Origin of the sequence: Pseudoxanthomonas sp. SL93, assembly GCF_026625825.1 — a bacterium.
Lineage (GTDB): Bacteria > Pseudomonadota > Gammaproteobacteria > Xanthomonadales > Xanthomonadaceae > Pseudoxanthomonas_A.
Genome location: NZ_CP113065.1, coordinates 123,039 through 148,247 on the forward strand (window position 1 = coordinate 123,039; position 25,209 = coordinate 148,247).

A 25,209-nucleotide genomic window follows, 5' to 3' on the forward strand; every position below is an offset into this window, starting at 1 on the left:
GCGGCCTGCGGCGGGATGCGGTGCCGGAAGTCTGCATCAAACCTGGCAATCCCACAAAACAGGAAGCCGGCTTTCGCCGGCTTCCGTCTTGCAACCGCAACAGGTGGGTCAGAACGCCCAGCGCATGACCAGCTGGTAGCTCGGCCCGGCCTCTTCGGTTTCCAGTTCGTACTCGTCGTAGTCGCGGTCGATCTGGTCCTGCAGGGTGTTGAACTTGTCGAAGAACTCGTCCTTGCTGGCATCCAGAAGATTGTTGGCGCTCAGCCGCAGCGACACGTTCGTACCGAAGCGCTTCTCGACGAAGACGTCCAGTTCGCCGCCGTAGCGGATGATGGCCTCCTCGCCCAGCAGGCGCGTGTAGGCGTCGCCCTGCTTGCGATAGGTCGCGCCGAAGCTGGTGCCCCAGGCCGGGATGTCGTGGATGAACCCGACGTTGTAGACATACTTGGCCTGGTCGTTGAAGCGGCGCTCGCCCAGGAAGTCATCGACCTCGGACTTCACCCACGAGTAGTTGGCGAAGATGCCGGTGTTCTCCAGGCCGATGGCCGACAGCGGCGTCGACACGTCGAACTCGTAACCGTAGACCTTGCCGTCGCCGACGTTCGACGAGGTATACAGCCAGCTTTCCGCCGGCTCCTGCGCCATGGCATCGGCCAGGTCGACGGCGTCGCCGTCCTCGATCAACTCTTCCCAGATGTCCTGCATCTCTTCGCTGGGCACGCCGGTATTGACGATCTCGATGAGGTCCTTGACGTCGCGATAGAAGAAATTCAGCCCGACCACGCCCTTGCGGCCCAGGCGGTGTTCGAAGCCGAGGTCCAGTCCGTTGGCGGTTTCCGGGTCCAGCTCCGGGTTGCCGATGTAGTCGTTGTCGCCGAACTCGCCGTCCAGCAGGGCGGGCAGCAACTCGTTGAAGTTGGGGCGCTTGACGGTCTTGGCCAGCGACAGGCTGATGCGGTCCGCCTCGCCCAGGTTCCAGCGCAGGTTCACCGACGGCAGCAGTTCGTTGTAGTCCTTGCTGACGCGGCCTTCGCTTTCCTCGTCCTCGAGGTATTCCACCTCGGACTTGGTGGTCTCATAGCGCAGGCCGGCTTCCCATGAGAAGGCTTCGCCCTTGCCGCTGAGCATGATGAACGGGTCGAGGCGCTTCTCCTCGATCACCGAGGCCACGCTGCCGTCCAGTTCATAGTCCGCCAGGGATGCCGGGGTTTCGTCTTCCTCCTCGGCCTCCCACTCGTAGCTCACGTTCAGGCCTTCGCGCTTCTTGGTGCGATAGTCCACGCCGAACTCCAGTTCGGCGCCGCCGAGCGGACGCGCGTGGGTCAGACGGAAACCGGTCTCGGCATCCTTGGCGGTCACGGATTCGGCGCTGTAGACGGTCTCGTCCCATTCGGCGTCCGCGGGAATGCTCCAGGTGTCATCCCAGTTTTCCGCACCGCTCACGTAGACCTGTTCGCCCTCGGTGGTGGCCTGCGAATTCTCGAAGCGCGCGTAGTCCAGGCTCACGGCGGTGGTACCGCCCGCCATGTCGAACTTGTATTCCGCGCCCACGCCGTAGTTCTTCTGGTCGTACGGGTCCAGGCCCGGCACGCGGATGTTGATGGTCTCGTCATCGTCCAGTTCCTCTTCGAACGACACCTCGGTGACGTCGCGATCGGTCTTGACGTAGAAGCCGTCGATGCTGAAACGGCCCGTGTCGCCGACATCCGCGGTGTAGGACAGGTTGGCCGAATAGTCGCGGCCGTCCTTCACCTCGGTCTGGTCTTCCCAGCTGACTTTCTCTTCCTGGGTGTTGTCGGTGAAGCGGTCGGAGCGCTTGGTCTTGGCGCGGTACCGGTCCTGCACGTTGATGCCGGCCAGCAGGCGCCCACCGAGCGCTTCGAAAGAGGTGACGGCGCCGAAGGTCGGGTTGACCTCGCCATCGTCCCAGCGGTTCACGCCGACACGGATGTAGCTGCCGGTGAACTCGTATGCGTCGCGCAGCACGATGTTGATCGCACCGGCGATGGCGTCGCCGCTGCGGTTGGCGCTGGCGCTGCGCTTGATCTCGATGTGATCGACCATTTCCGCCGGGATGCGGTCGACGTAGAACGAGCGGTCGTCACCGGCACCCGGCACCTTCTTGCCGTTGATCAGCACCTGGGTGTAGCCGCCACCCAGGCCGCGCAGCTGCACGCCGTCGTATTCCATGATGTCCGAGCCGACGAAGCCGACGCCGGGCACGCGCTTCAGCATGTCACCGACGGTATTCGGCTCGAAACGCTGGAAGTACTCCAGGTCGTAGACCAGGGTCGGCGCGATGTCATCGGTGCGGTCGCGGTAGGCGATCTCGCCTTGCACCACCACGGTGTCCAGTTGCTTGGGATCGCCCGCGACACCGGCGTCCGGCGCCTGGTTCTGGGCGGTGGCGGCGAAGCTGGCCGGCAGCAGGGCAGCGCAGAACAGCACCTGCGAGAGCGAGGCGGCCAAGGCATTGCGTTTCATCGTGTGTCGTCCCCGTGACGAAAGTAAACGGCACTTTGTAAGCACGTCACATGGCGGCAACATGACACGCAGGTTCCCGTCGCATGACAGGTATCCGCGTGTCGTGCGTTGACACGAAAGCGTCACGAAGCCTGCGTAGAACATGACCGTTTGTTGACGCCTTCATGTCATGGGGAACCCATTGAAACCACGCCTTGCCTTGCTTGCAGTCCCGCTCCTGATCGCCGCGTGCGGCGGCAAACCCGCCACGCCGGCCACGCCCGTGGCGGAATCCGCCGCGCAGGTGCGCGAGAAGGAGCCGGACGAGAACGTCGAGAAGGACCCGCTGCTCAGCGAGGCGAAGATCGCCCACGTCGTCGTGCCCGAAGCCTTCATCACGGCGGCCACGCCGGCCGAGAACGTCGATTCACCGGCCAGCTGGCGTGCGGCGGACGGCACGCGCTGGTTGATCGCCACCGCCAAGGACACCCACCGCCTGGTCGTCTACGACGGCAGCACCGGCAAGCAACTGCGCACCGTTTCCGGTCCGGGCAGCGAGCTGGGCCAGATGCAGCGCCCGAACGGGATCGCGGTGATCGACGACCTCGTGCTGGTAGTCGAGCGCGACAACCGTCGCGTGCAGGTCTTCCAGTTGCCCGACTTCAAGCCGCTGCTCGTGTTCGGCGCGGAAGACCTGAAGCAGCCGTACGGCCTGTGGGTGCGCCCGCAGAAGGATGCCTACGAGGTGATCGTCAGCGACAACTACATGTCGCCGCAGAACGAAGACGCGCCGCCGCCGCTGGCCGAACTGGGCCAGCGCTTCAAGCGTTACCACCTGCAGCGCGTGGAAGGCGGCTGGAAGGCCAACCTGGCCGGCGCGTTCGGCGACACGGGCGAGAAGGGCGCGATCCGCATCGCGGAGTCCGTGTTCGGCGATGCGGCAAATGATCGCCTGCTGCTGGCGGAAGAGGATGTCGCCGTCGGCACGCGCCTGCGCGAGTACGGGCTGGATGGCACCTATCGTGGCCGCGACATCGGCGCGGACCTGTTCAAGGCACAAGCCGAGGGCATGGCGCTGGCGCAGTGCTCGGGCGCCACCGGCTACTGGATCGCCACCGACCAGTTCAAGGACCGCAGCGTGTTCCACGTGTTCGATCGCGCGACGCTGGCGTACAAGGGTGCATTCGCCGGCAACAAGACCGCGAACACCGACGGCGTATGGCTGGACCAGAGCGCCGACGCGCGCTTCCCGCAGGGTGCGTTCTACGCCGTCGACGACGACCAGGCCGTGGCGGCGTTCGACTGGCGCGACATCGCCAAGGCCTTGTCGCTGCCGGAGTGCCGCGCCGAATGAAGCGGGCAGGGGATGTGGGGATGAAGTGGGGACTGGCCGTGCTGTTGCTGGGGACCTGCGCGACGACGCTCGCGCAGGAAGTGACGACACGCCAGCCCGAACCGAATACGCGCGTACCGCAGGGCGTCGTACGCTACGCGCCGGGCGGGTTCCCCGACCGGATCGTGGCTTCGCCAGCGCAGGATGCCGCCACCGGCTTTTCGGTGGCGTGGCGCACCGGTACCGTCGTCCGTTCGCCCCGGCTGGAAATCGTCGTCGCCGGTGATTCGCCCGACATGGGCGAGCCTCGGCGGATCAACGCGACGAGCATGCCGCTGAAGACCGAAAACGGCGAAGCCCACCACCATCGCGCGGATATCGACGGCCTGCAGCCGGACACGCTGTATGCGTGGCGCGTGCAGGGCGACCGCACCTGGAGCGCCTGGCACCACACCCGCACGGCCGCCGCTGCAGGCGCACCGCTGACGCTGCTGTACTTCGGCGATACCCAGAACAAGAACGTCAGCCTGACCACGCGGGTCGTGCGCGAAGCGATGCGGGCCGCGCCCGACGCACGCCTGGCGCTGTTCGCCGGCGACCTGGTCAGCGGTGGCGACGGCGAGGACGACAACGAGTGGGGCGAGTGGTTCGAGGCGAACGAAGTGCTGCCGACCTCACTGGTGGTCGCGCCGGCAATAGGCAACCACGAATATTTCGAAGAGTTCGAGGACACGCCGCAGGAACGCCGCGTGCTGGGCGCCCACTGGCCGGTGACATTCGCGCTGCCGGGCAACGGTGTGGCGCAGGCGAAGCGCACGACCTACTGGTTCGACTACCAGGACGTGCGCGTGGTGGTGATCGACGGTACGTCGGCACTGGATCTCGGGACAGCGAAGGCGCAGGCGAGATGGCTGGACGGCGTGCTTGCCGTCAATCCGAAGCGCTGGAGCATCGTGCTGACGCACCAGCCGTTCTTCTCCCCGCGAGAAGGCCGCGACAACGTGCTGCTGCGCCAGCACCTGCTGCCGGTAATCCGCAAACGCAGGGTCGATCTGGTGCTGCAAGGACACGACCACGTCTACGGTCGCCTGAAGAACGAAGCGCCGACGCCGGTGTTCGTCGTGTCCGTCACCGGCGCCAAGCAGTACCGGCTCTCCGACGAGGCGCGCAAGACCATGCGGCCCGTCGCCGAGGATACCCAGCTCTTCCAGGTGCTGCGTTTCGACGGCCCGCGCCTGCGTTACGAAGCGCGCACGGCGACCGGCCGCCTCTACGATGCCTTCGAGCTTGTCGATGGCGAAACGGCGGGCAAGCAGCTCGTCGAGCGCGTGGAAGGCCGCATTGAGGAGCGCACCTGCACCCGTGCCGAGACCCTGAAGGGCCGCGCCGACCGGTGCTGGGAATGACAACCGCCACCGACCGCACCAGGACTTCCCGCATGCGAAAGCGCACCACTCCTTTGCTGCTCGCCATGATGCTCGCCGTGTCGGCGGGCGCCGCGCTTGCACGCGAGGCGCACATCCGCCACCCGTTCCTCGCCGAGCAACCCAAGGCCGCGCCGGAGGAGGTGCTGCTGGCGGTGGAGATCCCCGCCGGCAGCTTCACCAAGTACGAGATCAACGACGAAGGGCTGGTCTTCGTGGACCGGTTCCAGTCGATGCCGGTGGCGTATCCGGCCAACTACGGCTCGATGCCGCGCACGCTGGCCGGCGATGGCGATCCGCTGGACGCCCTGGTGCTGACGCGCGAGCCGCTGCATCCGGGCGTGCTGGTGAAGTTCCGACCGATCGGCGTGCTGCGGATGCTCGACGACGGCAAGCACGACGAGAAGATCATCGGCGTGCCCACCGACAAGGTCGACCCGACCTATGCCGGCATCCGCGACCTGGCCGACCTGCCGGAGATCGAGCGCCAGCGCATCGAGGCGTTCTTCCGCATCTACAAGGACCTGCCGAAGGGGCGCAATCCGGTGCAGCTCAACGGCTACGGAGATGCAAAGGAAGCCAAAGCGCTGATCCAGGCCTCGCTGGAACGCTTCGCCACGCAGAAGCCGTAAGGCGAAGCGGGCGGCTGCAGGAAAGAAAAAGGCGAGCCGAAGCTCGCCTTTTTCGTGCAGCGTCCGCGGAGATCAGGCCGCCGCAGCCTGGCTGATGCGAGGGCCTTCTCGCAGCGCCTTGCCCACCATGCCGACCAGCAGGTCGAGTTCTTCGCCGTCGATGGCGAAATGCGGGGTGAAACGCAGCGAATTGACACCGCCATGGATGACGTTCAGGCCCTGCTGGCGCAGCCACTCCTCGGTGGAGCCGGCGCCGTAGCACTTGAAGGCCGGCGACAGTTCGCACGAGAACAGCAGGCCAGTGCCCTGCACGTTGGTGATCAGGCCGCCGAGCTCCGCCTGCAGCTTCTGCAGCTTCTGCACTGCTTCGACACCGCGCTTGCGGATGTTCTCGCGTACCTGCGGGGTCAGCTGCGCCAGCGTGGCACAGGCGACGTCGAGCGCGCGCGGGTTGGTCGTCATGGTGTTGCCGTACACGCCCTTGCGGTACAGGCCGGCGGCGCGCTCGTTCACGGCCAGAACCGACAACGGGTACTGCGCGGCGTTCAGCGCCTTGGAGTAGGTCTCCATGTCCGGCGCATCCAGACCTTCGAAGCCCGGGTAGTCGACGATGGACAGCACGCCATGGGCGCGCAGGCCGGCCTGGATCGAATCGACCAGGAACAGGCTGCCATGGCTGCGGGTCAGTTCGCGCGCGGCGGCGTAGAACGCCGGCGGCACCGAGCGGCCCGGGTCGCCTTCGCCCATCACCGGCTCCAGAAACACGGCTTCGACGAACCAGCCCTTGGCCTCCGCATCGGCGAACGCCTGCTTCAGCGCGTCCACGTCGTACGGCGGGATGGCGATGACCGAATCCTCGCCGCGGTAGCTGGCCAGGTGCTGCTGGTAGGACTTGCGCGAGGAATCCGAATACAGCGCCGGGCGTTCGGTGCGGCCGTGGAAGCTGCCCTTCACCACGATGCGCTTGATGGTGCGGCCGGCATGGCGGCCGTCCGGATCGGTCATCAGCTTGCTGTTGATGTCGGCAATGCGTGCGGCCAGGCCGACGGACTCGGAGCCGGAGTTCAGGCACAGGAACTTCGCGAACGGACAACCGCCGCGGGTGTGGCCGATTTCCTTGCGCAGGGCGCGGTCGAAGCGCAGCTGCGACAGGCTGGGCGTCATGATGTTGGCCATCGCCTGCGGGCGCGCCATCGCGTCCAGCACGGCGGCGGGGGTGTGGCCGAAGCCGAGCATGCCGTAGCCGCCGGCGTCGTACAGCACCGCGCCTTTGAGGGTGACCACCCACGGGCCGCGCGCGGCCAGGGCGATGTAGGGGTTGATGGCGTCGTCGGCGTAGAAGTTGACGTAGCCGGACTGCACCGCGCGCAGCTGCTCGGCTTCGTCCAGGTCGAACAGTTCGGCGAACTCGTCCTTCAGCCGGGCATGTTCGGCCGCCGCGGCGTCGATGACCGCCGTCAGGTCCGGATGGGTCTTTGCCAGGCGCTCGATGGTGGCATCGTCCAGGCCGTGGGTCAGGCGTTCGCCCTGATGGGCGCGCAAGGGGGCAAGCGGGTCGGTCAGGGCCATGGCGGTCTCCGGCGGAAGCCTCAAACATCCCATTATCGGGATAAATTCGTCGCTTGGAAGTTGTGATATGCGCAGATTTAAGGGATATTTCGTCGAATCGACGAAACCGGCCCTTCAGAATGAAGCTGACCCGCGCTGACGAACAACTCCTCTCGCTGCTGCGGGAGAACGCCCGCGCCTCCACCGCCCTCATCGCACGCCGGCTGGACCTGTCGCGGACCACGGTGCAGAGCCGCATCGACCGGCTCGAGCGCGAGGGCGTGATCAGCGGCTACACGGTCCGCCTGCATGACGAATACGAACGGGGGACCATCCGCGCCCACATCATGATCACCGTGCTGCCAAAACAGATGACGTCGGTGGTGGCCGCGCTGCGGGCGATGCCGGAATTGCGCTCCCTGCAGTCGGTCAGCGGAGCTTACGACCTGGTGGCGATCGGCGCGGTACCGACCGTCAGCGACATGGACGTGCTGACCGACCGGATCGGCGCCATCGACGGCGTTGGCCGGACCACCTCGTCCATCGTGCTGTCCACCAAGTTCGAACGCTAGCCGGGCAGGGGCGAGGGCCGCCTCACGTACAATGCACGCCCCCGCCAGGCGCGGCGCGATGCGCCGGCCGGCCCCAGGTTCTCCCCCGTGAAGAAGTCCGATTTCCATTTCGACGTGCCCGATTCGCTGATCGCGCAGGCGCCGTTGCCCGAGCGTTCCGCCAGCCGCCTGCTGGTGGTGCCCGCGGGCCAGGCGCCGTTCGCGGATCGCCATGTGCGCGACCTGCCCGAATGGCTCAAGGCCGGCGACCTGCTGGTGTTCAACGACACCCGGGTGATCCCGGCGCGGCTGTTCGGCCAGAAGGCCAGCGGCGGCCGGGTCGAGATCCTGATCGAGCGCCTGTTGCCGGACAACGCGGCGCGGGCACAGGTGGGGGCCAGCAAGTCGCCCAAGCCGGGCAGCCGCATCCAGCTGGATGCCGGTGGCGAGGCGGAGGTGCTGGGCCGCGACGGCGAGTTCTACCAGTTGCGCTTCCATGTGCCGGACTCGCTGGAAAGCTGGCTGCTTTCCGCCGGACGCCTGCCGCTGCCGCCCTATATCCAGCGCGACCCCGGCAAGGACGACGACGAACGCTACCAGACCGTGTTCGCACGCGAACTGGGTGCCGTCGCCGCGCCCACCGCCGGCCTGCATTTCGACGACGCATTGCTGGCGACGCTGCGCGACCGCGGCGTGGAATTCGGCCACGTCACCCTGCATGTGGGCGCGGGTACCTTCCAGCCGATGCGCGTGGACAATATCCATGAGCACCACATGCACAGCGAGTGGCTCAACGTGGGGCCTGCGCTGGTCGAACAGGTGCGGGCCGCGCGTGCGCGCGGCAACCGCGTCATCGCCGTGGGCACCACGGTCGTGCGCGCGCTGGAATCGGCGATGCGGGAGGGCGAGCTGCAGCCGTTCGCCGGCGAGACCCGCATCTTCATCTTCCCCGGCTACCGCATCCGCAGCGTGGACGCGATGGTCACCAACTTCCACCTTCCGGAGAGCACGCTGCTGATGCTGGTCAGCGCGTTTGCCGGCAAGGCGCGCGTGTTCGCCGCCTACGAGCATGCGGTGCGCGAGCAGTACCGCTTCTTCTCCTATGGCGACGCGATGCTGCTGTTCCCGCAGGACGATGCGGCAGGGGTAGGGCAGCCGGATGCGCCTTGATTTCACGGCGCTGGGCGCGGCCGAAGCCTATCGCTGGCTGACCGCCACGGTCACGCCGCGGCCCATTGCCTGGGTTTCCACGCGCTCGGCCGAAGGGGTCGACAACCTGGCGCCTTTCAGTTTTTTCCAGGTGGTCTGCGATGCGCCGCCCACGCTGATGCTGTCGATCAGCCTGCGCGACGATGGCAGCCGGAAGGACACGCTGCGCAATGCGGAGCGCAGCGGCGAGCTGGTGATCCAGCTGGTATCGAAGGCACAGGCCGAAGCGATGAATGCGAGCTCGGCCATGCTGCCGCACGATGCCAGCGAATTCGTGCAGGCCGGCATTGCCGGCGTCCCGGCGGAGCGCGTTGCGGCGCTGCGTGTGGTGGGTGCGCCGGTGGCCTACGAATGCCGCGTCGCCGACATCATGCCGTATCCGGCCGGACGGCCTCGCCACCATCTGGTGTTCGCGGAGGTGTTGATGGCGCACGTCGACGACGCCGTGCTGGCCGATCCGCGCCATGTCGCCCCGGCATTGCTGGACCTGGTCGGGCGCTTGGGCGGCAGCCTGTATGCCACCACCCGCGACACCTTCAGCATGACCCGGCCGCGCTGAGTGCGCGCTCCCACTCCATCCGACGCACGAACAAGCAGATCGCCATGTCCCGAATGAGTTTCCAGAAGCTGGGCCAGGATGGCACCGCGCGACGCGGCCGCCTGACCTTCCCGCGCGGCACCATCGAGACGCCGGCGTTCATGCCCGTGGGCACGTATGGCTCGGTGAAGGGCATCCTGCCCGAGCACATCAAGGACCTCGGCGCGGAGATCATCCTCGGCAACACCTTCCACCTGTACCTGCGGCCCGGCCTGAAGGTGATGGAGGCGCATGGCGGCCTGCATGGTTTCGCGCGCTGGGACAAACCCATCCTGACCGACTCGGGCGGATTCCAGGTGTTCTCGCTGGCGCACCGCCGCAAGATCACCGAGGGCGGCGTGACCTTCGCTTCGCCGGTGGACGGCAGCAAGGTGTTCCTGGGGCCCGAGGAAAGCATGCACATCCAGCGCGTGCTGGGCTCGGACATCGTGATGATCTTCGACGAATGCCCACCGGTGAACGTCGATGGCAAGCCGGTGGATCCGCGCGTGGTGGAGCGCTCCATGGAGCTCTCGCTGCGCTGGGCCGAGCGCTCCAAGCGCGCCCACGAGGGCAACGACGCCGCCCTGTTCGGGATCGTGCAGGGCGGGGTGCACCCTGAGCTGCGCTCGCGCTCGGCGGAAGGACTGAAGGCGATCGGCTTCGACGGCTACGCGATCGGCGGCCTGGCGGTGGGCGAAACCGAGGACGAGCGCAACGCGATGCTCGACCATGTGCATCCGCTGCTGCCGGAGGACCGGCCGCGCTACCTGATGGGCGTGGGCCGACCGGAGGACCTGGTGGAAGCGGTGGCGCGCGGGGTGGACATGTTCGACTGCGTCATGCCCACCCGCAATGCGCGCAACGGCCACTATTTCACCTCGTCAGGCACGGTACGCATCCGCAATGCCAAGTACGAGCACGACCTGCAGCCCATCGAGCCCGGATGTGGCTGCTATGCCTGCCGCAACGGCTTCACCCGCAGCTACCTGCGCCACCTGGACCGCTGCAACGAGATGCTGGCGCCCATGCTGGGCACGCTGCACAACCTCTGGTACTACCAGCAGGTCATGGCCGGCATGCGCGCGGCCATCGAGCAGGGGCGGTTCCTGGACTTCCGTGCCGGGTTCTATGCGGCCCGCGGGATGGCCGTTCCCCCGCTGCAGGGGAGTTGACCGGCACGGTACCGGGAACCATCCCGCGGCGGTGCGGTCTCTTCCGGTTCGGGGCCGGGGATGGCCCGGACGGGGATGGGCCCCGCGTGGCATAATCCCCGGCTGCTTTTCAATTCTGAATGGATAAGTCCATGAATCTGCTTGATTTCTTCATCGCTCCCGCGTTCGCGCAGGCGGCACCCGCGGCCCAGCAGGGCATGGGGGGCTTTGGCCTGCTGATGCCAATCGCCCTGATCGCCATCATGTACTTCCTGATGATCCGTCCGCAGATGAAGCGCGCCAAGGAACACCGCGCCATGCTGGACAAGCTGTCCAAGGGCGACGAAGTCATCACCTCCGGCGGCATCGCCGGCGTGGTCACCGACATCGGCGACAACTTCATCACCGTCGAAGTGGCCGACAACGTGCGCCTGCGCGTGCAGAAGGCCGCCGTGGGCAACGTGCTGCCGAAAGGCACGCTGAAGTCCGCCTGATCCCATCCCCGTAACCTCTGCTGAGCGCATGCCCGCACGGGCGTGCGCGGGTCGCCCCGATGCTTGAATTCCCGCGCTGGAAATATGTCCTGATCCTCGTCGTCGTGCTGGCCAGCGCGCTGTATGCGCTGCCCAACATCTACCCGCAGGATCCTTCCGTACAGATCACCGCCAACCGCGGCTTCGCCATCGACGCCGCCCTGCGCGGCCGTGTCGACGCGGCGCTGAAGTCCGCCGGCGTGCAGGCCAAGGAAGTGGACACGGAGACCGGCAGCATGCTGGTGCGCCTGCCCAGCCTGGATGCGCAGACCAAGGCCAACGACGCGCTGCGGCAGGCACTGGGCGAGGACTACCTGGTGGCGCTGAACCTGGCGTCGACCGTGCCGGACTGGCTGGGCAACGTGGGCGCACGCCCGATGGTGCAGGGCCTGGACCTGCAGGGCGGCGTGCACTTCGTGCTGCAGGTCGACCAGAAGGCGGCGCTGGACAAGCGTGTGGAATCCTACGTGGAAGACACCCGCGTCACCCTGCGCGACAAGCGCATCAAGTACCAGTCGGTGGAGCGTCGTCCGAACAACACCATCGTGGTGACGCTGGCCGAAGGCGAGGACCTGCAGGCCGCGCAGAAGGCGCTGGCGGAAACGCTGAGCTCGCGCAGCAACAATGCCACCGCGCTGACGGGCGGCACCAGCCTGACCTACCAGGCGCTCGGCAACGTGATCACCATCGGCCTGCCCGAGAGCGAGCTTGAGCAGATCGCCGGCGATGCGATCGAGCAGAACCTCACCACGCTGCGCAACCGCGTCAACGAGATCGGCGTGTCCGAGCCCATCATCCAGCGCCAGGGCAACGACCGCGTGGTCGTGCAGCTGCCGGGCGTCCAGGACACGGCCGAGGCCAAGCGCCTGATCGGTGCCACCGCGACGCTGGAGTTCCGCGCCGTGGTGGAAGGCAATGCCGCCGATGCGGTGGCCAGCGGGAACATTCCGCCGGAAGCCAAGGTGTTCTACCTGCGTGACCCCGGGCTGGACGGCAAGCCGGTGCCGGTGCTGCTCAACAAGCGCGTGCTAGCCTCCGGCGATGAGATGGTCAACGCGCGCGTCGGCGTGGACCAGAACGGCCTGCCCGCCGTGGACGTCACCCTCAACAACATCGCCGGCCAGCGCATGTTCGACTACACCAGCGCCAACGTCGGCAAGCTGATGTCGGTGGTGTACATCGAGCGCGTGCCGCAGGTGACGGTGGTGGACGGCAAGGAAATCCGCACCGTGCGCGTGCGCGAGGAAGCCCTGTCGCCGACCCGCATCGCGGGCGTGTTCGGCAAGAACTTCCAGACCACCGGCCTGGAGAAGACCGAGGCCGACAACCTGGCCAAGCTGCTGCGCGCCGGTTCGCTGGCCGCGCCGATGGACTTCATCGAAGAGCGCGTGGTCGGCCCCAGCCTGGGCGCCGAAAACGTCAAGCGCGGTACGCAGGCGGTGATGTACTCGTTCCTGTTCGCGCTGGCGTTCTTCCTGGTCTACTACCGCATGTTCGGCCTGATCACCTGCATCGCGCTGCTGCTGAACCTGGTGATGGTGGTCTCGGTGATGTCGCTGTTCGGCGCCACCATGACCTTGCCCGGCTTCGCCGGCCTGGCGTTGACCATCGGCATGTCGGTGGACGCCAACGTGCTGATCAACGAACGCATACGCGAAGAGCTGCGTGCGGGGGTGCCGCCCCAGGCGGCCATCGCCACCGGCTACGACAAGGCGTCGGGCACCATCTTCGACTCCAACATGACCGCATTGCTGGCCGGTGTGGCGCTGTACGCGTTCGGCACGGGCCCGCTGAAGGGTTTCGCGGTGACCATGGTCATCGGCATCCTGACCTCGGTGTTCACTGCAGTCACCGTTTCGCGCGGCATCGCCACCCTGATCTACGGTGGCCGTCGCAAGCTGAAGTCCCTGGCCATCTGACGGGAGAGACAGACATGAGCCTTTTCCCGTTGCAACTGATCCCCAGCAACACCAACTTCAACTTCATGCGCGTGCGCTGGGTGTCGATCGCGATCGCGGTCGCGCTGACGCTGGCGGCGATCGGCGCCATTGCCGTGAAGAAGTTCAACTTCGCGCTGGATTTCACCGGCGGCACGGTGGTCGAACTGCGCTTCGAGACGCCGCCAGACGTGGATGGCGTGCGCGAGCGGCTGCAAGCCGCCGGCTACGGCAGCGCGCAGGTGCAGACCTTCGGTACCGGCAGTGACCTGCTGGTGCGCCTGCAGCCGCGCGAGGACGCAGGCACCGCCGTGGGTGCCGCAGGCGCCGAAGCCAGCAACCGCACCGCCGAGGATGTCGTGCGCCTGGCCTCCACGGAAGGCAACAAGGCCAAGGTGATGCGCAGCGAGTTCGTCGGCCCGCAGGTCGGCAAGGAACTGGCGTTGAACGGCCTGTATACCCTGCTGTTCGTGGTGGTGGGCTTCCTGATCTACATCGGCTTCCGCTTCGAATGGAAGTTCGCGATTTCGGCCATCGTCACGACCCTGGCGGACGTGCTGATCGTGGCGGGCTTCTTCGCCTTCTCCGGCATCGAGTTCGACCTGACCATCCTGGCCGGCCTGCTGTCGGTGATGGGCTTCTCGATCAACGACAAGATCGTGGTTTTCGACCGCGTGCGCGAGAACTTCCGCAACCTGCGTGCCGAGCCGATGGAGATCCTCAACCGCTCGATCAACCAGACGCTGTCGCGCACCATCATCACGTCGTTCGTGGCCTTCCTGACCGTGCTGGCGCTGTACCTGTACGGCGGCGGTTCGCTGGAAGGCATGGCGCTGTCGCAGATGATCGGCATCGTGCTGGGCACCATCTCCTCGATCTTCGTGGCGTGCCCGCTGCTGACCATCGGCTTCCTGGCCGTCAGCAAGCAGGACCTGATGCCCAAGGCCAAGGACGAGGCGGCGCTGGCGCGTCGCCCGTAAGCAGGCCGGTCATCGGTAAAGAAAAAGGCCGCGCATTGCGCGGCCTTTTTCTTGGGCGGCTTTCATTCCGGTGTGGGGGCGACGCAAGTCGCGACGGCAATGGTGGCGTCATTGCAAAGGCATTGACGCTACGATCGCCCTGGTCCGAAAGGATGTTGTCGGTGCCTTGGACGTATCGGGTACGACGTCGCGACTTGCGTCGCTCCCACGCCCGGCATCCCGTGCCACATGCCCTGGCTCAGCCGTTGAACGCGGCCGCGTAGCCCGAAGCGACGATGCTCTTCTGCAATGCCTCGGCGACCTTGAGGTTGCCGGCCACGATCTGGCGCGACAGGGCGGTACGGCCATCGATGCGGGTCAGGGCGGCGCCGCGGAAGTCGCAGACCTTGCCACCCGCCTCGCGCACCAGCAGCACGCCGGCGGCGATGTCCCAGTCCTTCACGCCGGCTTCGAAGTACGCGTCCGAGCGGCCGCAGGCCACGTAGGCCAGGTCGAGCGCGGCCGAACCGGTACGGCGGATGTCCTCGGCATGCACCAGCAGTTCGCGCACGCATTCCAGCTGCGCGCCGGCACGGGCGCGCTCGCGCGGGGGGAAGCCGGTGGTGATGACGGTGCCGACCAGGTCCTTGCGCTCGGCCACCCGGATGCGGCGCTCGTTGAGCTGCGCGCCGGCGCCGCGGCTGGCGGTGAACAGGTCGTTGCGCAGCGGGTCGAAGATCACCGCGTCGGTGGGCTCGCCGTTGTCCACCAGCGCGATGGACACGCAGTAGTGGGGGAAGCCGCGCAGGTAGTTGCTGGTGCCATCCAGCGGGTCGATCACGAAGGTGTAGCGGCCGTTGATCTGGGCACCGCTTTCCTCGCCGACGAACCCGTAGTCGGGGTAGGCGCGGCGCAATTCCTTGATGATGACCTTCTCGGCGTCCGAGTCGACTTCGCTGGCATAGTCCATCCGCTCCTTCTGCACCACGTTCAGCGCGTCCAGCTTGTTGATGCTGCGCAACAGCACGTTGCCTGCCAGGCGGGCAGCCTTGACCATGACGGTGACGACGGGCTTCTGCATGCGAACGGACCTCGGACAGGCGTAGGGTGGGGCGAACAAGTGGAAAAGAGCAGCACGGCGCAGAGGCCGGCCCGCGCAGTTTACCATTTACCCCCATGAATACGCCTGATTCCCCCCTGATTCCCTCGTTCGCGCCCGTGGCGGCGCGCCTGCGCATCGTTCTGGTCGGCACCCAGCACCCGGGCAACATCGGCGCCGCCGCGCGCGCGCTGAAGACCATGGGGCTGTCCCGGCTGGTGCTGGTGGCGCCGGAAGACTACCCGGCCGAGGAAGCCTTCCGCCGCGCCGCCGGTGCCGACGACCTGCTGGGTGATGCGCAGGTGGTGGCGACCCTGGCGGACGCCGTATCCGACTGCCACTTCGTGATGGGCTGCACCGCCCGCAGCCGGCGCGTGGCGCTGGAAGAACATGCACCACGCCAGGCCGGCGAACGGGCGGTCCATGCCGCCGCGCAGGGCGGGGAAGTCGCGCTGGTGTTCGGCCGTGAACGCACGGGACTCACCAACGAGGAACTGCAGCTCTGCCACGCCGCCGTGCATATCCCGGCCAACCCGGACTACAGCTCGCTCAACCTTGCCGCCGCCGTGCAGGTGCTGGCCTACGAACTGCGGCTGGCGCTGCTGGCGCTTCAGCAGGCGCCGGTCCCCGAGGCGCCACACCCAGACGAGGCGCCCGCCAGCCATGAACACCTCGAAGGCTTCTTCGCGCAGCTTGGCGACACGCTCGACGCGATCGACTTCCACAAGGGCCGTACGCCCGACTCCGCCATGCGCAAACTGCGCCGGCTGTACCTGCGCGCGAACCTGAACGAGCAGGAGGTGCGCCTGCTGCGGGGCATCCTGGCCGACGCACAGCGCATGGCCCGGCTGGCGCGTGGTCCGGCAGCCTGAATCACTGTCCCCGAATCACGTTTTCCGATAGTCTGCCGGCATTGTTTCGGGGGCCTAGATCGTTGCGTACAACCTGGATCAGCTTGGCGCTGGCCCTGATCGGCGCGGCCATGTTTCCCGCCAGCATCGCCCCCGCCAATGCCGCGGGCGATGGTCAGGTCCTGGTGCTGGGACGCATCAGCGACGACCCCAAGGCGCACTACGAACAGCTCAAGCCGCTGCTGGACTACGTGGTCCCGCGCATGCGCGATGTCGGCATCACCGAAGGCCGCATCCTGATGGCGCGTGATGCGCAGCAGATGAACAGCTACCTGCGCCGCGGCCGCGTGGACTGGGTCACCGAGACCGCCGGTACCGGCATGCGGCTGCAGGAACGTGCCGGGGCCCGTCCGCTGCTGCTGACCGAGCGCGGTGGCGTCAGCCGCTACCATGGCGTGTTCTTCGTGCGCCGCGACAGCGGCCTGGAACGGCTGGAAGACCTCAAGGGCCGTACGGTCGCCTTCCAGAACACCGCTTCCACCAGTGCCTACTTCGCCCCCTCCGTGGCCCTGCTGGATGCCGGCCAGCGCCTCGAGATCCTGCTGTCGCCGATGGATCGCCCGGCGCAGGACTCGGTCGGCTACGTGTTCGCGCGTTCCGAGCTGAACATCGCCGCGTGGGTGCACAAGCGCCTGGTCGATGCCGGCGTGGTCAGCAACCTGGACTGGGACGACGCTCGCCGGATGCCGCCCTCCTTCCGGCGCGATTTCCGCGTGATCCACGAAACCCAGGATTTCCCCCGCGCGCTGGAGATGGTGCGCGGCGACCTGGATCCGCGGGTCGAGGCACGCCTGCGCGAAGTCCTGCTCGAAGCCGCCAGCGATCCCGCGGCGCGCGAAGCCTTGAACACCTTCTTCCGCACCACCCGTTTCCTGCCGGTGGATCCCGTATCGCAGCAGGCGCTCGACCAGCTGCGCCGGGGCGTCACCCGCGTGCGCGAGCAGGTCGAATGAAGCCCCTGCGCTTCGGCCTGCAGGCACGCTTCCTGGTCGCGATGGCGATCATGCTGGCCGTGGTCATCGCCTTGCTGGCCACGCTGCTGCACAGGCAGAAGGTGATGCAGGCGGAGGTGGCGGAACTGGGCCGCGACGCCATGCACGGCATGGTCGAGGACAGCCTGCGCCGCCACGGCGAAGCCACGGTGGACCAGCTGGCCGATGCGCTGGCCAATCCGCTGTACTACTTCGACCTGGACGCGATGGGCAGCATCGTCCGTTCCGCGCAGAAAGAGCCTGACGTCAGCTACATCCTGGTGTACGACCCGCAGGGCCGCATCATCCACGACGGCAGTGCCGACATCGCGGTCTATGGCCAGCCGATGACCGATCCGCTGGCCTACGAGGCCATCAATGCGCAGCGGATGCACACGCAGTGGTCGGAACAGATCGTGGACGTGTCCGAGCCGATCATGGTCGGCTCGCAGCGCATCGGCGGGGTGCGCGTGGGGTATTCGGTCGCTTCGGTGCGCGCCTACGAGGACAAGGCCATCAACGCCGCGCGTGAACGCTTGAACGAACTGGGCGCGCGCCACTTGGGCTGGGTGGCGCTGCTGCTGCTGGCACTGGTGGGGGCCTGCGTGGCCATCATCCTGTACGTGCAGCGCACGCTGGTGCGCCCGGTCCGCCAGCTTGCACAGGCGGCGCACGCCATCGAAGTGGGCAACTACAACGCCGAACGCCTGGTCAGCGCGCGCCAGGACGAAGTCGGCGAGCTGGTGCGTGCGTTCGGCACGATGAGCGACAGCATCGCGCGGCACGACCGCGACGTGCGCCGCATGGCGTATACCGATTCGCTGACCGGCCTGACCAACCGCCTGGCCTTCCGCGAAAGCCTGGACCACCGCCTGATGATGCTGCGCGGCGCCGGCCGCCAACTGGCGCTGCTGTTCGCCGACATCGACGACTTCAAGCGCGTCAACGACACGCTGGGACACGAGGCCGGCGACGAAGTGCTGCAGCAGTTCGCGCACCGCATCCGCGATGCGGTGGAACTGATGGGCGGGGACGACGCGTTGCTGGCGCGCTTCGGCGGCGACGAGTTCGTCATCCTGATCCAGGACGGCGACGTGCGCAGCAGTGCGACGCGCCTGGCCGAGAAGCTGGTGGCGGAACTGGGGCGGCCGATCGTGGTGCAGGACCGCCAGGTGTTCCTGGGGACGTCCATCGGCATCACCCTGTTCCCCGAGGACGCATCCGGCGCCACCGCGCTGATGAAGAATGGCGACATCGCCATGTACCAGGCCAAGGTGGCCGGCAAGAACTGCTACCGCTTCTACAGCCGCGCGATGGACCAGGCGGTGGAGCGTCGCGTACGCATGGAACAGGAGCTGCGCGGCGCGTGGGAACGCGGCGAACTGAGCCTGCTGTACCAGCCGGTGTTCCGCCTGGCCGACAGCAAGATCATCGGCGCCGAAGCGCTGCTGCGCTGGCAGCATCCGGAACTGGGCATGGTGGCGCCATCGGTGTTCATCGACGTGGCCGAGCAGAGCGGGCTGATCGAAACCATCGGCCCCCGCGTGCTGCGCGCCGCCTGTGCCGCCGCCGCCCGCTGGAGCACCGATCGCGACGCGCTTGACCAGTTGTTCGTATCGGTCAACGTGTCGCCGCGCCAGCTGCGCAGCGGCGACCTGCCGGACGTGGTGGCCGAATGCCTGCGCGACACCGGCTTGGCCGCCTCGCGCCTGCACCTGGAACTGACCGAAACCGCGGTGATCAGCGACGAAGCGCATGCCAGTGCGCTGCTGGCCACGCTGCACCGTACTGGCGTGAAGGTGTGGCTGGACGATTTCGGCACCGGCTTCTCAGGCCTGAGCCACCTGCGCCGCGTGCCGGTGGATGGCGTGAAGATCGACCGCAGCTTCATCGCCGACATGCTGCGTGATCCCGACGACCTGGCACTGACCACGGCCATCATCGCGATGGCGCACTCGCTGGGCATCACGGTGGTCGCCGAAGGCGTGGAGAAGGAAGGCCAGTTCAACCTGCTGCGCGAGCGTGGCTGCGACCTGGCGCAGGGCTACTGGCTGGGTTACCCGGTCACCGCCGCCGAGTTCGCGCAGCTGGTGACCTGAAGCGGTTCCCTTGTGGGAGCGACGTAAGTCGCGAGCTTTCCGGGCGGTACAGGTGCGTCATCGCGACTTACGTCGCTCCCACACTTCCATCTTCTGCGGGAACTCAGAACCAGCGCGCGAACAGCTGCGTCAGCGATTCGACCAGGTTGCCTGACAGGAAGCCGAACACGACGATGGCGATGCCGCCTGAGATCCATGCGACCAGCAGCAGTGCGCCATCGCGCTCCAGCAGTGCCAAAGCGAACAGCAGCAGCAGGATGCCGAACACGTAGTTGGTGAAGGGGATCGGCAGTGCCAGCAGCAGGCCCAGCAGAATCAGCAGCAGGCCGGTGAAGCTGAGGGCGATGCGGTTGTCCAGGAAGGCCGCCATGCGCGGGCGCACCAGTTTCTCCAGCCGGCGCAACCACGGCGCCATGCGCTGCCGGAAGCGCATCATCGAGCTGCGGTGCGGGCCACGGCGGGCCAGGAACCGCGGTAGCCACAGCTTGCGCATGCCCAGCAGCAGCTGCGCGCCGACCAGGATCACCATCGGGCCACCGATCGCGCCACCGACGCCCGGCACCGGGATGAAGGCCGGCAGTACGCCCAGGAACAACAGCATGCCGAAGGCGGCAGGGCCGAAGTCCTTCAGCAGGTCGCCCAGGCGCAGCACATCGTCGGGATTGCCGGTGGCGAAGCCATCGAGCAGGGCGACCGTGCTCGTGTGGGTGGTTGCGTCGGCGGTCATGTCAGACGGCCAGGTCTTCGCCGTCGGTTTCCGGCAGTTTGTGCAGCAGCAGCTTGTCGATGCGCGCACCGTCCAGGTCCACGACCTCGAAACGCCAGCCCGCCCACTCCAGCCGCTCGCCGACGTGCGGGATGCGACCGAAGCGTTCGATCATCATGCCGGCCAGCGTGTTGTACTCGTCGTCGTCGGGCAGCGTCACGCCCCCCAGCAGTTCGCGCAGGTCGTCATTGGGCAGGGAGCCATCCACCAGCAGCGAGCCGTCGTCGCGCACCACCACCAGCGGGGCATCCTCGGTGTTCTCGCTGGCCTGCAGGCGGCCGATCACCGCGCCCATCAGGTCGCTCAGCGTCACCAGGCCCTGGATCTCGCCGTACTCGTCCACGACCAGCGCCAGCGACTGCTGTTCCTCGCGGAAGATCTCCAGCAGTTTCATGGCGTGGGTGGATTCGGACACGAACAACGGTTCGCGCAGGCCGCGGAAGATTTCCGGCGACGGGTCGGCGAAGCGGTCCAGCAGCGTCTTCACCTCCAGCACGCCGACCACGTCCTGGTCGCTGCCGCGGTAGACCGGGAAGCGCGAGAACTGGGATTCGCGCATGGTTTCCAGGTTCTCGGCATATTCCGCCGCCACGTCCAGCCAGACGATCTTCTTGCGTGGCGTCATCAGGCTGTCCGCGGTGCGGTCACCCAGCCGCAACACGCGGTTCATCATGTTGCGCTCGTCGACGTCGATGACGCCCTGCTCGTGGCTTTCGGTCACCAGCATGCGGATCTCTTCTTCCGTCACTGCATTGCGGTTGTCGTCGCGGATGCCAAGCATGCGCAGCACCAGCCGGTTGATCGCGCCGAGCACGAACACGATCGGCCGCGCGATGCGCGACAGCCAGTCAAGCGGAATGGCCACCGCGGCGGCGATTTTCTCGGCATTGGTCAGTGCCAGGCGCTTGGGGATCAGTTCGCCGAAGATCACCGAGCTGGCGGTGATCAGCGTGACCGCAGTGCCGAAGCCTATGCTCGTGGCGTACTTCTGAGCGTCCGGCCATATGCCGTCGATCCAGCCGGCGATGATCGCGCCTATGGAGTCAGCGCCTAACGAGCCAGCGAGCACACCAATCGCGGTGATGCCCACCTGCACGGTGGACAACAGGTTGTCGGGGTGTTCCGCCAGCGCAAGCGCGGTACGGGCGCCGCGGCTTTCCTGCGCCATCTGTTTCAGCTTCAGTTTCCGCGACGTCATCAGCGCCATCTCCGACAGGGCGAAGAAGGCGTTCAGGACGATCAGGAATGCGACGATCAGCAGCTCAAGCACGGCCGCCTCCGTTCAGGGCGGGGAGGGCCGGCAGGGCGGGCGGAGTCTGTCGCGGGGGACAGTGGGGGGAAGTAGGGTCGTCGTCCATAGGGTGCACCCGTCGGGCGCGGGGCGAGTTTAGCAAACAGGCGGCGGGCGGACGCGTGAAGCTGAACAAGACATTCGGCCAGGGCGGCCGTGCCGGCGTACCCCGGAGGGCGGGCAGACTGTCCGTGGGCGTCATGAAACCGTCATAATTCCGCCCCTGAAGCCGTCCATCCCGTGACGGTGGGACCGCCCGATGTTCTCCCTCCAGACGATCTTCGGCTCCGGCCAGCAGTTCTACACGCTGTTGGACGAGGCCGCCCAAGCCGCCCACGACAGTACCAAGGCCCTGCACACCATGATGAAGGCCACCGACCGCCAGCCGGCGCTGGATGCCTTCAAGCTGGCGCGCCTGCGCGAGCGCGCGGCCTCGGACAAGATCGGCAAGGCGCTGGTGGACAGCTTCATCACGCCGATCGAACGCGAGGACATCGAGGCGCTGGGCTCGGCGCTCTACAAGATCCCCAAGCAGGTCGAGAAGTTCGCCGACCGCTACTCGCTGGCCCTGCAGCACTTGGACGGCATCGACTTCGCGCCGCGCGCGGCGATGCTTGAACAGGCCGCCAGCGTGGTGGTCGACATGGTCCACGAAATCAAGAAGATGAACATCGACCGCATGACCTCGCTCAACGAGAAGCTGCGGGCGATCGAGAACGAGGCCGACCGGCTGATGCTGGAGCTGTACCGCGACATCTATTCCGGCCGGCTGGACCACCTGCAGATGTTCCTGTTGAAGGAGTTCTTCGAGATCCTGGAAAAAGCCATCGACCGCTGCCGCGAAGCCGGCGTGGTGGCGTACCAGATCGTCCTCAAGAACAGCTGACGGATCCCCATCATGCTTACTCTCGTGCTGGTGGTGATCCTGGCCGCGCTCGTCTTCGAGTTCATCAACGGCTTCCACGACACCGCCAACTCCATCGCCACCGTCGTCGCCACCAAGGTGCTGTCGCCGGGCCAGGCGGTGATGCTGGCCGCCGGCATGAACCTGATCGGCGCGCTGATGGGTACGGCCGTGGCCAAGACGATTGCGTCCGGCCTGGTGAACACCGAAGTGGTGCAGGTGACGTCGCAGGTCATCCTGTGCGCGCTGCTGGGCGGCATCGTGTGGAACCTGATCACCTGGTGGAAGGGCCTGCCGTCGTCGTCGTCGCATGCGCTGATCGGTGGCCTGTGCGGTGCCGCGCTCGCCGCCGCCCACAACGATTGGGGTGCGCTGATCTGGTCGGAGACACTGGGCGACTGGACCAAGAACAAGGGCATCCTGTGGAAGGTGGTGCTGCCCATGATCACCTCGCCGATCGCGGGCTTCCTGCTCGGCATCCTGGTGATGGTGGCGCTGTGGGGCCTGATCGCGCTGCTGGCGCGCGCCGGCGGCTGGCTGGGCCGGCTGGCCCGTCCGCATTTCGTCAACAAGTTCTTCGGCAAGGCGCAGATCCTGTCCGCGGCCTACATGGGCTACGCGCACGGCCACAACGATGCGCAGAAGACGATGGGCATCATCGCGCTGACGCTGTTCGGCGCCGAGGCCTCCGGCGCACTGGACGATCTGCCGACATGGCTGGCCTTCCTGCATCCGGGCAGCGCCGGCGAGCAGGACATCGCCACCTGGATCGTCATCACCTGCGCCATCGTGATGGCCCTGGGCACGGCGTCGGGCGGCTGGAAGATCATCAAGACCCTGGGCCACAAGATGGTCAAGCTGCATCCCATCAACGGCTTCGCCGCCGAAACCAGTTCGGCCACCATCCTGACGGTGGCTGCGCATTTCGGCATGCCGGTCTCCACCACGCACAGCATCTCCACCGCCATCATGGGCGTGGGCTTCGCCAAGAACCCGCGTGCGCTGAAGTTCAGCGTGATCGAACGCATCCTGTGGGCGTGGATCCTGACCATTCCCGCGGCCGGCGGCATCGCCTACGGGCTGCTGCGGCTGCTGGAGGCGCTGGGCTGGGCTTGAGGGTCGTGATTCGTGATGCGTGATTGGTGATTGGTGATTCGTCAGAGCGGAACTGTCGCCGGCCGCGAGAATCCACAATCAAGACGCAGAAAGGGCGGGTCCATGACCCGCCCTTTCTTGCTTTGCTTCTGCCAATCACCAATCACCAATCACCAATCACCAATCACCAATCACCAATCACGGCTTCAAAGCAGGTCGCCTTCCGCGGAGAGCGCGCGCTCCATGCTGTCGCCCAGGCCGCCGATCTCCAGCACCAGGCGATCCACTTCGGCCGGCGTGAGGCTTTCGTAGGGACGGTTCTCGCACAGCTGCAGGTACGGCACACCGTCGAGCTCACCGATGGCCAGGTAGCCCACGCTGCTCTGCCAGTTGAACGACAGCGCGCGGCGCGCGTCGATGCCGGTGATCGGTGCGATGACGGTGCTCACGCGCAGGTAGCCGCGCTCGTCGTCGTTGCCCAGTTCGGACAGGAAGATCGACTGGTGGCGCTTGCCGTTGCCCAGCGACAGTTCCACGCAGGCGACGTACGGATCGTGCATGGTCACCTTGTAACCCGAAGAATGCAGGTGTCCGCGGATCTGTTCGAAGTTCTGCATCGTGTGCTCCTGTGTTGCGGTTGCCGCTATCCTAGTCCGCAATGAGCGCGAAGTCTCCCGAAGACCGCATCCTGGCCGCGATCCGCGCGATTCCTCGCGGGCAGGTGGCCGGGTATGGCGAAGTCGCGCATCGCGCCGGCCTGCCGGGGCGCGCGCGACTGGCCGCGCGCATCCTGAGCCAGAACGACGACCCGGCATTGCCCTGGCACCGGGTCCTGCGCTCGGATGGACGCATCGCGTTCCCGGAAGGGTCCAAGGCCTTCCGCGAGCAGAGCCAGCGGCTGCATGCGGAGGGCGTCGCGGTGGTCAACGGCCGGGTGAAGCGCACGCGCAGGGAAGATGATCTGGACGCCGCGTTGTGGGGCCCCGGCAACCGTTAATGCGTCACCGGTATCATGCAGTGCAGTTGCCACGAGGATGCCCATGTTCCCCCGACTTCTCCCCGTCACCAAAGCATTGCTGATCGCCAATGGCGTCATCTACCTGCTTCAGCTGCTCATGGGCGGTGTGCTTGAGCAGTGGCTGGCGCTGTGGCCGGTGGGTTACGGCTTCATGCCCTGGCAGGTGTTGAGCTACGGCTTCCTGCACGATCCCTCGGGCCTGACCCATCTGCTGTTCAACATGCTGGCGTTGTACATGTTCGGCTCGCCGCTCGAGCAGACCTGGGGCCAGAAGCGGTTCCTCACCTACTTCCTCGTCTGCGTGGCGGGCGCGGGCCTGCTGCAACTGGGCGTGGGCTGGTGGACGGTCTGGAACGGTGGCATGCCGTACAAGACGGTCGGCGCGTCGGGGGGCGTGTTCGGCCTGCTGCTCGCCTACGGCATGCTGTTCCCCAACCAGCGCATGATCGTGTTCCCGTTGCCGATGGAAATCCGCGCGCGCACGCTGGTGATCTTCTATGCCGCCATCACGCTGCTGATGGGCTTCACCGGCCTGCAGCCGGGGGTTGCCCACTTCGCGCACCTGGGCGGCATGCTGTTCGGCTGGTTGCTGATCCGTTACTGGCGCGGGCAACCGCCTTTCGGCAAGCGCAGGCCACCGCCGCCGCGCATGCGCATCGTGAAGTGATGCGCTGGATGATGGAATGAAAAACGGCGCGGTTTCCCGCGCCGTTTTCGTTTGCCCTGCGCGGTTGC

The 25,209-nt window shown here is 66.7% G+C and carries 23 protein-coding genes; 17 read left to right on the plus strand and 6 right to left on the minus strand.

Annotated elements, in window-relative coordinates; all coding sequences use genetic code 11:
• Positions 1–108 precede the first annotated feature (108 nt).
• Complete coding sequence (locus OVA13_RS00605) at positions 109–2,484, minus strand: TonB-dependent receptor plug domain-containing protein (RefSeq protein ID WP_267791917.1); 2,376 nt, start codon at positions 2,482–2,484, stop codon at positions 109–111.
• 199 nt (positions 2,485–2,683) lie between these two features.
• Between OVA13_RS00605 and OVA13_RS00610 the strand changes: the two genes are divergently transcribed.
• From OVA13_RS00610 to OVA13_RS00620, 3 genes are all read left to right on the plus strand, one after another.
• Positions 2,684–3,817: a phytase gene (locus OVA13_RS00610; protein WP_267791918.1), complete on the plus strand. Its 1,134-nt coding sequence runs from the start codon at positions 2,684–2,686 to the stop codon at positions 3,815–3,817.
• 20 nt (positions 3,818–3,837) lie between these two features.
• Positions 3,838–5,202, plus strand: coding sequence for a purple acid phosphatase family protein (locus tag OVA13_RS00615; protein WP_324288237.1), 1,365 nt, complete (start codon positions 3,838–3,840; stop codon positions 5,200–5,202).
• Between the two features lie 65 nt (positions 5,203–5,267).
• Entirely contained in the window at positions 5,268–5,852 is a 585-nt protein-coding gene (locus tag OVA13_RS00620; protein WP_267793583.1) for an inorganic diphosphatase, read from the plus strand.
• 72 nt (positions 5,853–5,924) lie between these two features.
• On the opposite strand, the gene OVA13_RS00625 is transcribed toward OVA13_RS00620, so the two are convergent.
• A complete protein-coding gene (locus tag OVA13_RS00625; protein WP_267791919.1) occupies positions 5,925–7,421 on the minus strand; it encodes an aminotransferase class III-fold pyridoxal phosphate-dependent enzyme in 1,497 nt (498 codons plus the stop codon).
• Between the two features lie 119 nt (positions 7,422–7,540).
• On the opposite strand from OVA13_RS00625, the gene OVA13_RS00630 reads away from it, so the two are divergent.
• From OVA13_RS00630 to secF, 7 genes are all read left to right on the plus strand, one after another.
• Complete coding sequence (locus OVA13_RS00630; protein ID WP_267791920.1) at positions 7,541–7,972, plus strand: Lrp/AsnC family transcriptional regulator; 432 nt, start codon at positions 7,541–7,543, stop codon at positions 7,970–7,972.
• An 87-nt stretch (positions 7,973–8,059) separates the two neighbouring features.
• A complete protein-coding gene (gene queA, locus OVA13_RS00635) occupies positions 8,060–9,121 on the plus strand; it encodes a tRNA preQ1(34) S-adenosylmethionine ribosyltransferase-isomerase QueA (protein ID WP_267791921.1) in 1,062 nt (353 codons plus the stop codon).
• Positions 9,111–9,719 (plus strand): flavin reductase family protein, encoded by a 609-nt coding sequence (locus tag OVA13_RS00640; RefSeq protein ID WP_267791922.1) that lies wholly within the window; start codon positions 9,111–9,113, stop codon positions 9,717–9,719. The genes queA and OVA13_RS00640 overlap by 11 nt, the downstream gene beginning before the upstream one ends.
• 44 nt (positions 9,720–9,763) lie before the next feature.
• Positions 9,764–10,912: a tRNA guanosine(34) transglycosylase Tgt gene (tgt, locus tag OVA13_RS00645; RefSeq protein ID WP_267791923.1), complete on the plus strand. Its 1,149-nt coding sequence runs from the start codon at positions 9,764–9,766 to the stop codon at positions 10,910–10,912.
• Between the two features lie 131 nt (positions 10,913–11,043).
• Positions 11,044–11,385 carry a preprotein translocase subunit YajC gene (gene yajC / locus OVA13_RS00650; RefSeq protein WP_267791924.1) on the plus strand — a complete coding sequence of 114 codons (342 nt, stop codon included), beginning with the start codon at positions 11,044–11,046 and terminating at the stop codon, positions 11,383–11,385.
• A 59-nt stretch (positions 11,386–11,444) separates the two neighbouring features.
• On the plus strand, positions 11,445–13,343 hold the full coding sequence (gene secD, locus OVA13_RS00655) for a protein translocase subunit SecD (protein WP_267791925.1): 1,899 nt from the start codon (positions 11,445–11,447) through the stop codon (positions 13,341–13,343).
• Positions 13,344–13,357: 14 nt separating this feature from the next.
• A complete protein-coding gene (secF, locus tag OVA13_RS00660) occupies positions 13,358–14,341 on the plus strand; it encodes a protein translocase subunit SecF (RefSeq protein WP_267791926.1) in 984 nt (327 codons plus the stop codon).
• 238 nt (positions 14,342–14,579) lie between these two features.
• Here secF and OVA13_RS00665 read toward each other — a convergent pair whose 3' ends face one another.
• On the minus strand, positions 14,580–15,401 hold the full coding sequence (locus OVA13_RS00665; protein WP_267791927.1) for an inositol monophosphatase family protein: 822 nt from the start codon (positions 15,399–15,401) through the stop codon (positions 14,580–14,582).
• A gap of 95 nt (positions 15,402–15,496) precedes the next feature.
• Between OVA13_RS00665 and OVA13_RS00670 the strand changes: the two genes are divergently transcribed.
• From OVA13_RS00670 to OVA13_RS00680, 3 genes are all read left to right on the plus strand, one after another.
• Positions 15,497–16,291: an RNA methyltransferase gene (locus OVA13_RS00670; RefSeq protein WP_267791928.1), complete on the plus strand. Its 795-nt coding sequence runs from the start codon at positions 15,497–15,499 to the stop codon at positions 16,289–16,291.
• 110 nt (positions 16,292–16,401) lie between these two features.
• Positions 16,402–17,283: a phosphate/phosphite/phosphonate ABC transporter substrate-binding protein gene (locus OVA13_RS00675; protein ID WP_267793584.1), complete on the plus strand. Its 882-nt coding sequence runs from the start codon at positions 16,402–16,404 to the stop codon at positions 17,281–17,283.
• A complete protein-coding gene (locus OVA13_RS00680) occupies positions 17,280–19,400 on the plus strand; it encodes a putative bifunctional diguanylate cyclase/phosphodiesterase (protein WP_267791929.1) in 2,121 nt (706 codons plus the stop codon). Before OVA13_RS00675 ends, OVA13_RS00680 begins: the two co-directional genes overlap by 4 nt.
• A 103-nt stretch (positions 19,401–19,503) precedes the next feature.
• Here the strand turns inward: OVA13_RS00680 and OVA13_RS00685 are convergent, their stop codons facing one another.
• Positions 19,504–20,127, minus strand: a complete 624-nt coding sequence (locus OVA13_RS00685; RefSeq protein ID WP_267791930.1) for an exopolysaccharide biosynthesis protein — start codon at positions 20,125–20,127, stop codon at positions 19,504–19,506.
• 1 nt (position 20,128) lies between these two features.
• Entirely contained in the window at positions 20,129–21,436 is a 1,308-nt protein-coding gene (locus tag OVA13_RS00690; RefSeq protein ID WP_267791931.1) for a hemolysin family protein, read from the minus strand.
• Positions 21,437–21,716: 280 nt separating this feature from the next.
• Here OVA13_RS00690 and OVA13_RS00695 point away from each other — a divergent pair, with 280 nt between their 5' ends.
• Together OVA13_RS00695 and OVA13_RS00700 are read left to right on the plus strand one after the other, a co-directional pair.
• The gene (locus OVA13_RS00695; RefSeq protein WP_267791932.1) at positions 21,717–22,343 is read left to right on the plus strand and encodes a DUF47 domain-containing protein; all 627 of its coding nucleotides are present in this window, start codon (positions 21,717–21,719) and stop codon (positions 22,341–22,343) included.
• Between the two features lie 12 nt (positions 22,344–22,355).
• Entirely contained in the window at positions 22,356–23,477 is a 1,122-nt protein-coding gene (locus OVA13_RS00700) for an inorganic phosphate transporter (protein WP_267791933.1), read from the plus strand.
• A 185-nt stretch (positions 23,478–23,662) separates the two neighbouring features.
• Here the strand turns inward: OVA13_RS00700 and OVA13_RS00705 are convergent, their stop codons facing one another.
• Positions 23,663–24,073 carry a hypothetical protein gene (locus OVA13_RS00705; RefSeq protein ID WP_267791934.1) on the minus strand — a complete coding sequence of 137 codons (411 nt, stop codon included), beginning with the start codon at positions 24,071–24,073 and terminating at the stop codon, positions 23,663–23,665.
• A 41-nt stretch (positions 24,074–24,114) separates the two neighbouring features.
• Between OVA13_RS00705 and OVA13_RS00710 the strand changes: the two genes are divergently transcribed.
• Both OVA13_RS00710 and OVA13_RS00715 read left to right on the plus strand, forming a co-directional pair.
• Entirely contained in the window at positions 24,115–24,453 is a 339-nt protein-coding gene (locus tag OVA13_RS00710) for an MGMT family protein (RefSeq protein ID WP_267791935.1), read from the plus strand.
• A 43-nt stretch (positions 24,454–24,496) separates the two neighbouring features.
• Positions 24,497–25,141 carry a rhomboid family intramembrane serine protease gene (locus OVA13_RS00715; RefSeq protein WP_267791936.1) on the plus strand — a complete coding sequence of 215 codons (645 nt, stop codon included), beginning with the start codon at positions 24,497–24,499 and terminating at the stop codon, positions 25,139–25,141.
• Positions 25,142–25,209: the final 68 nt, after the last annotated feature.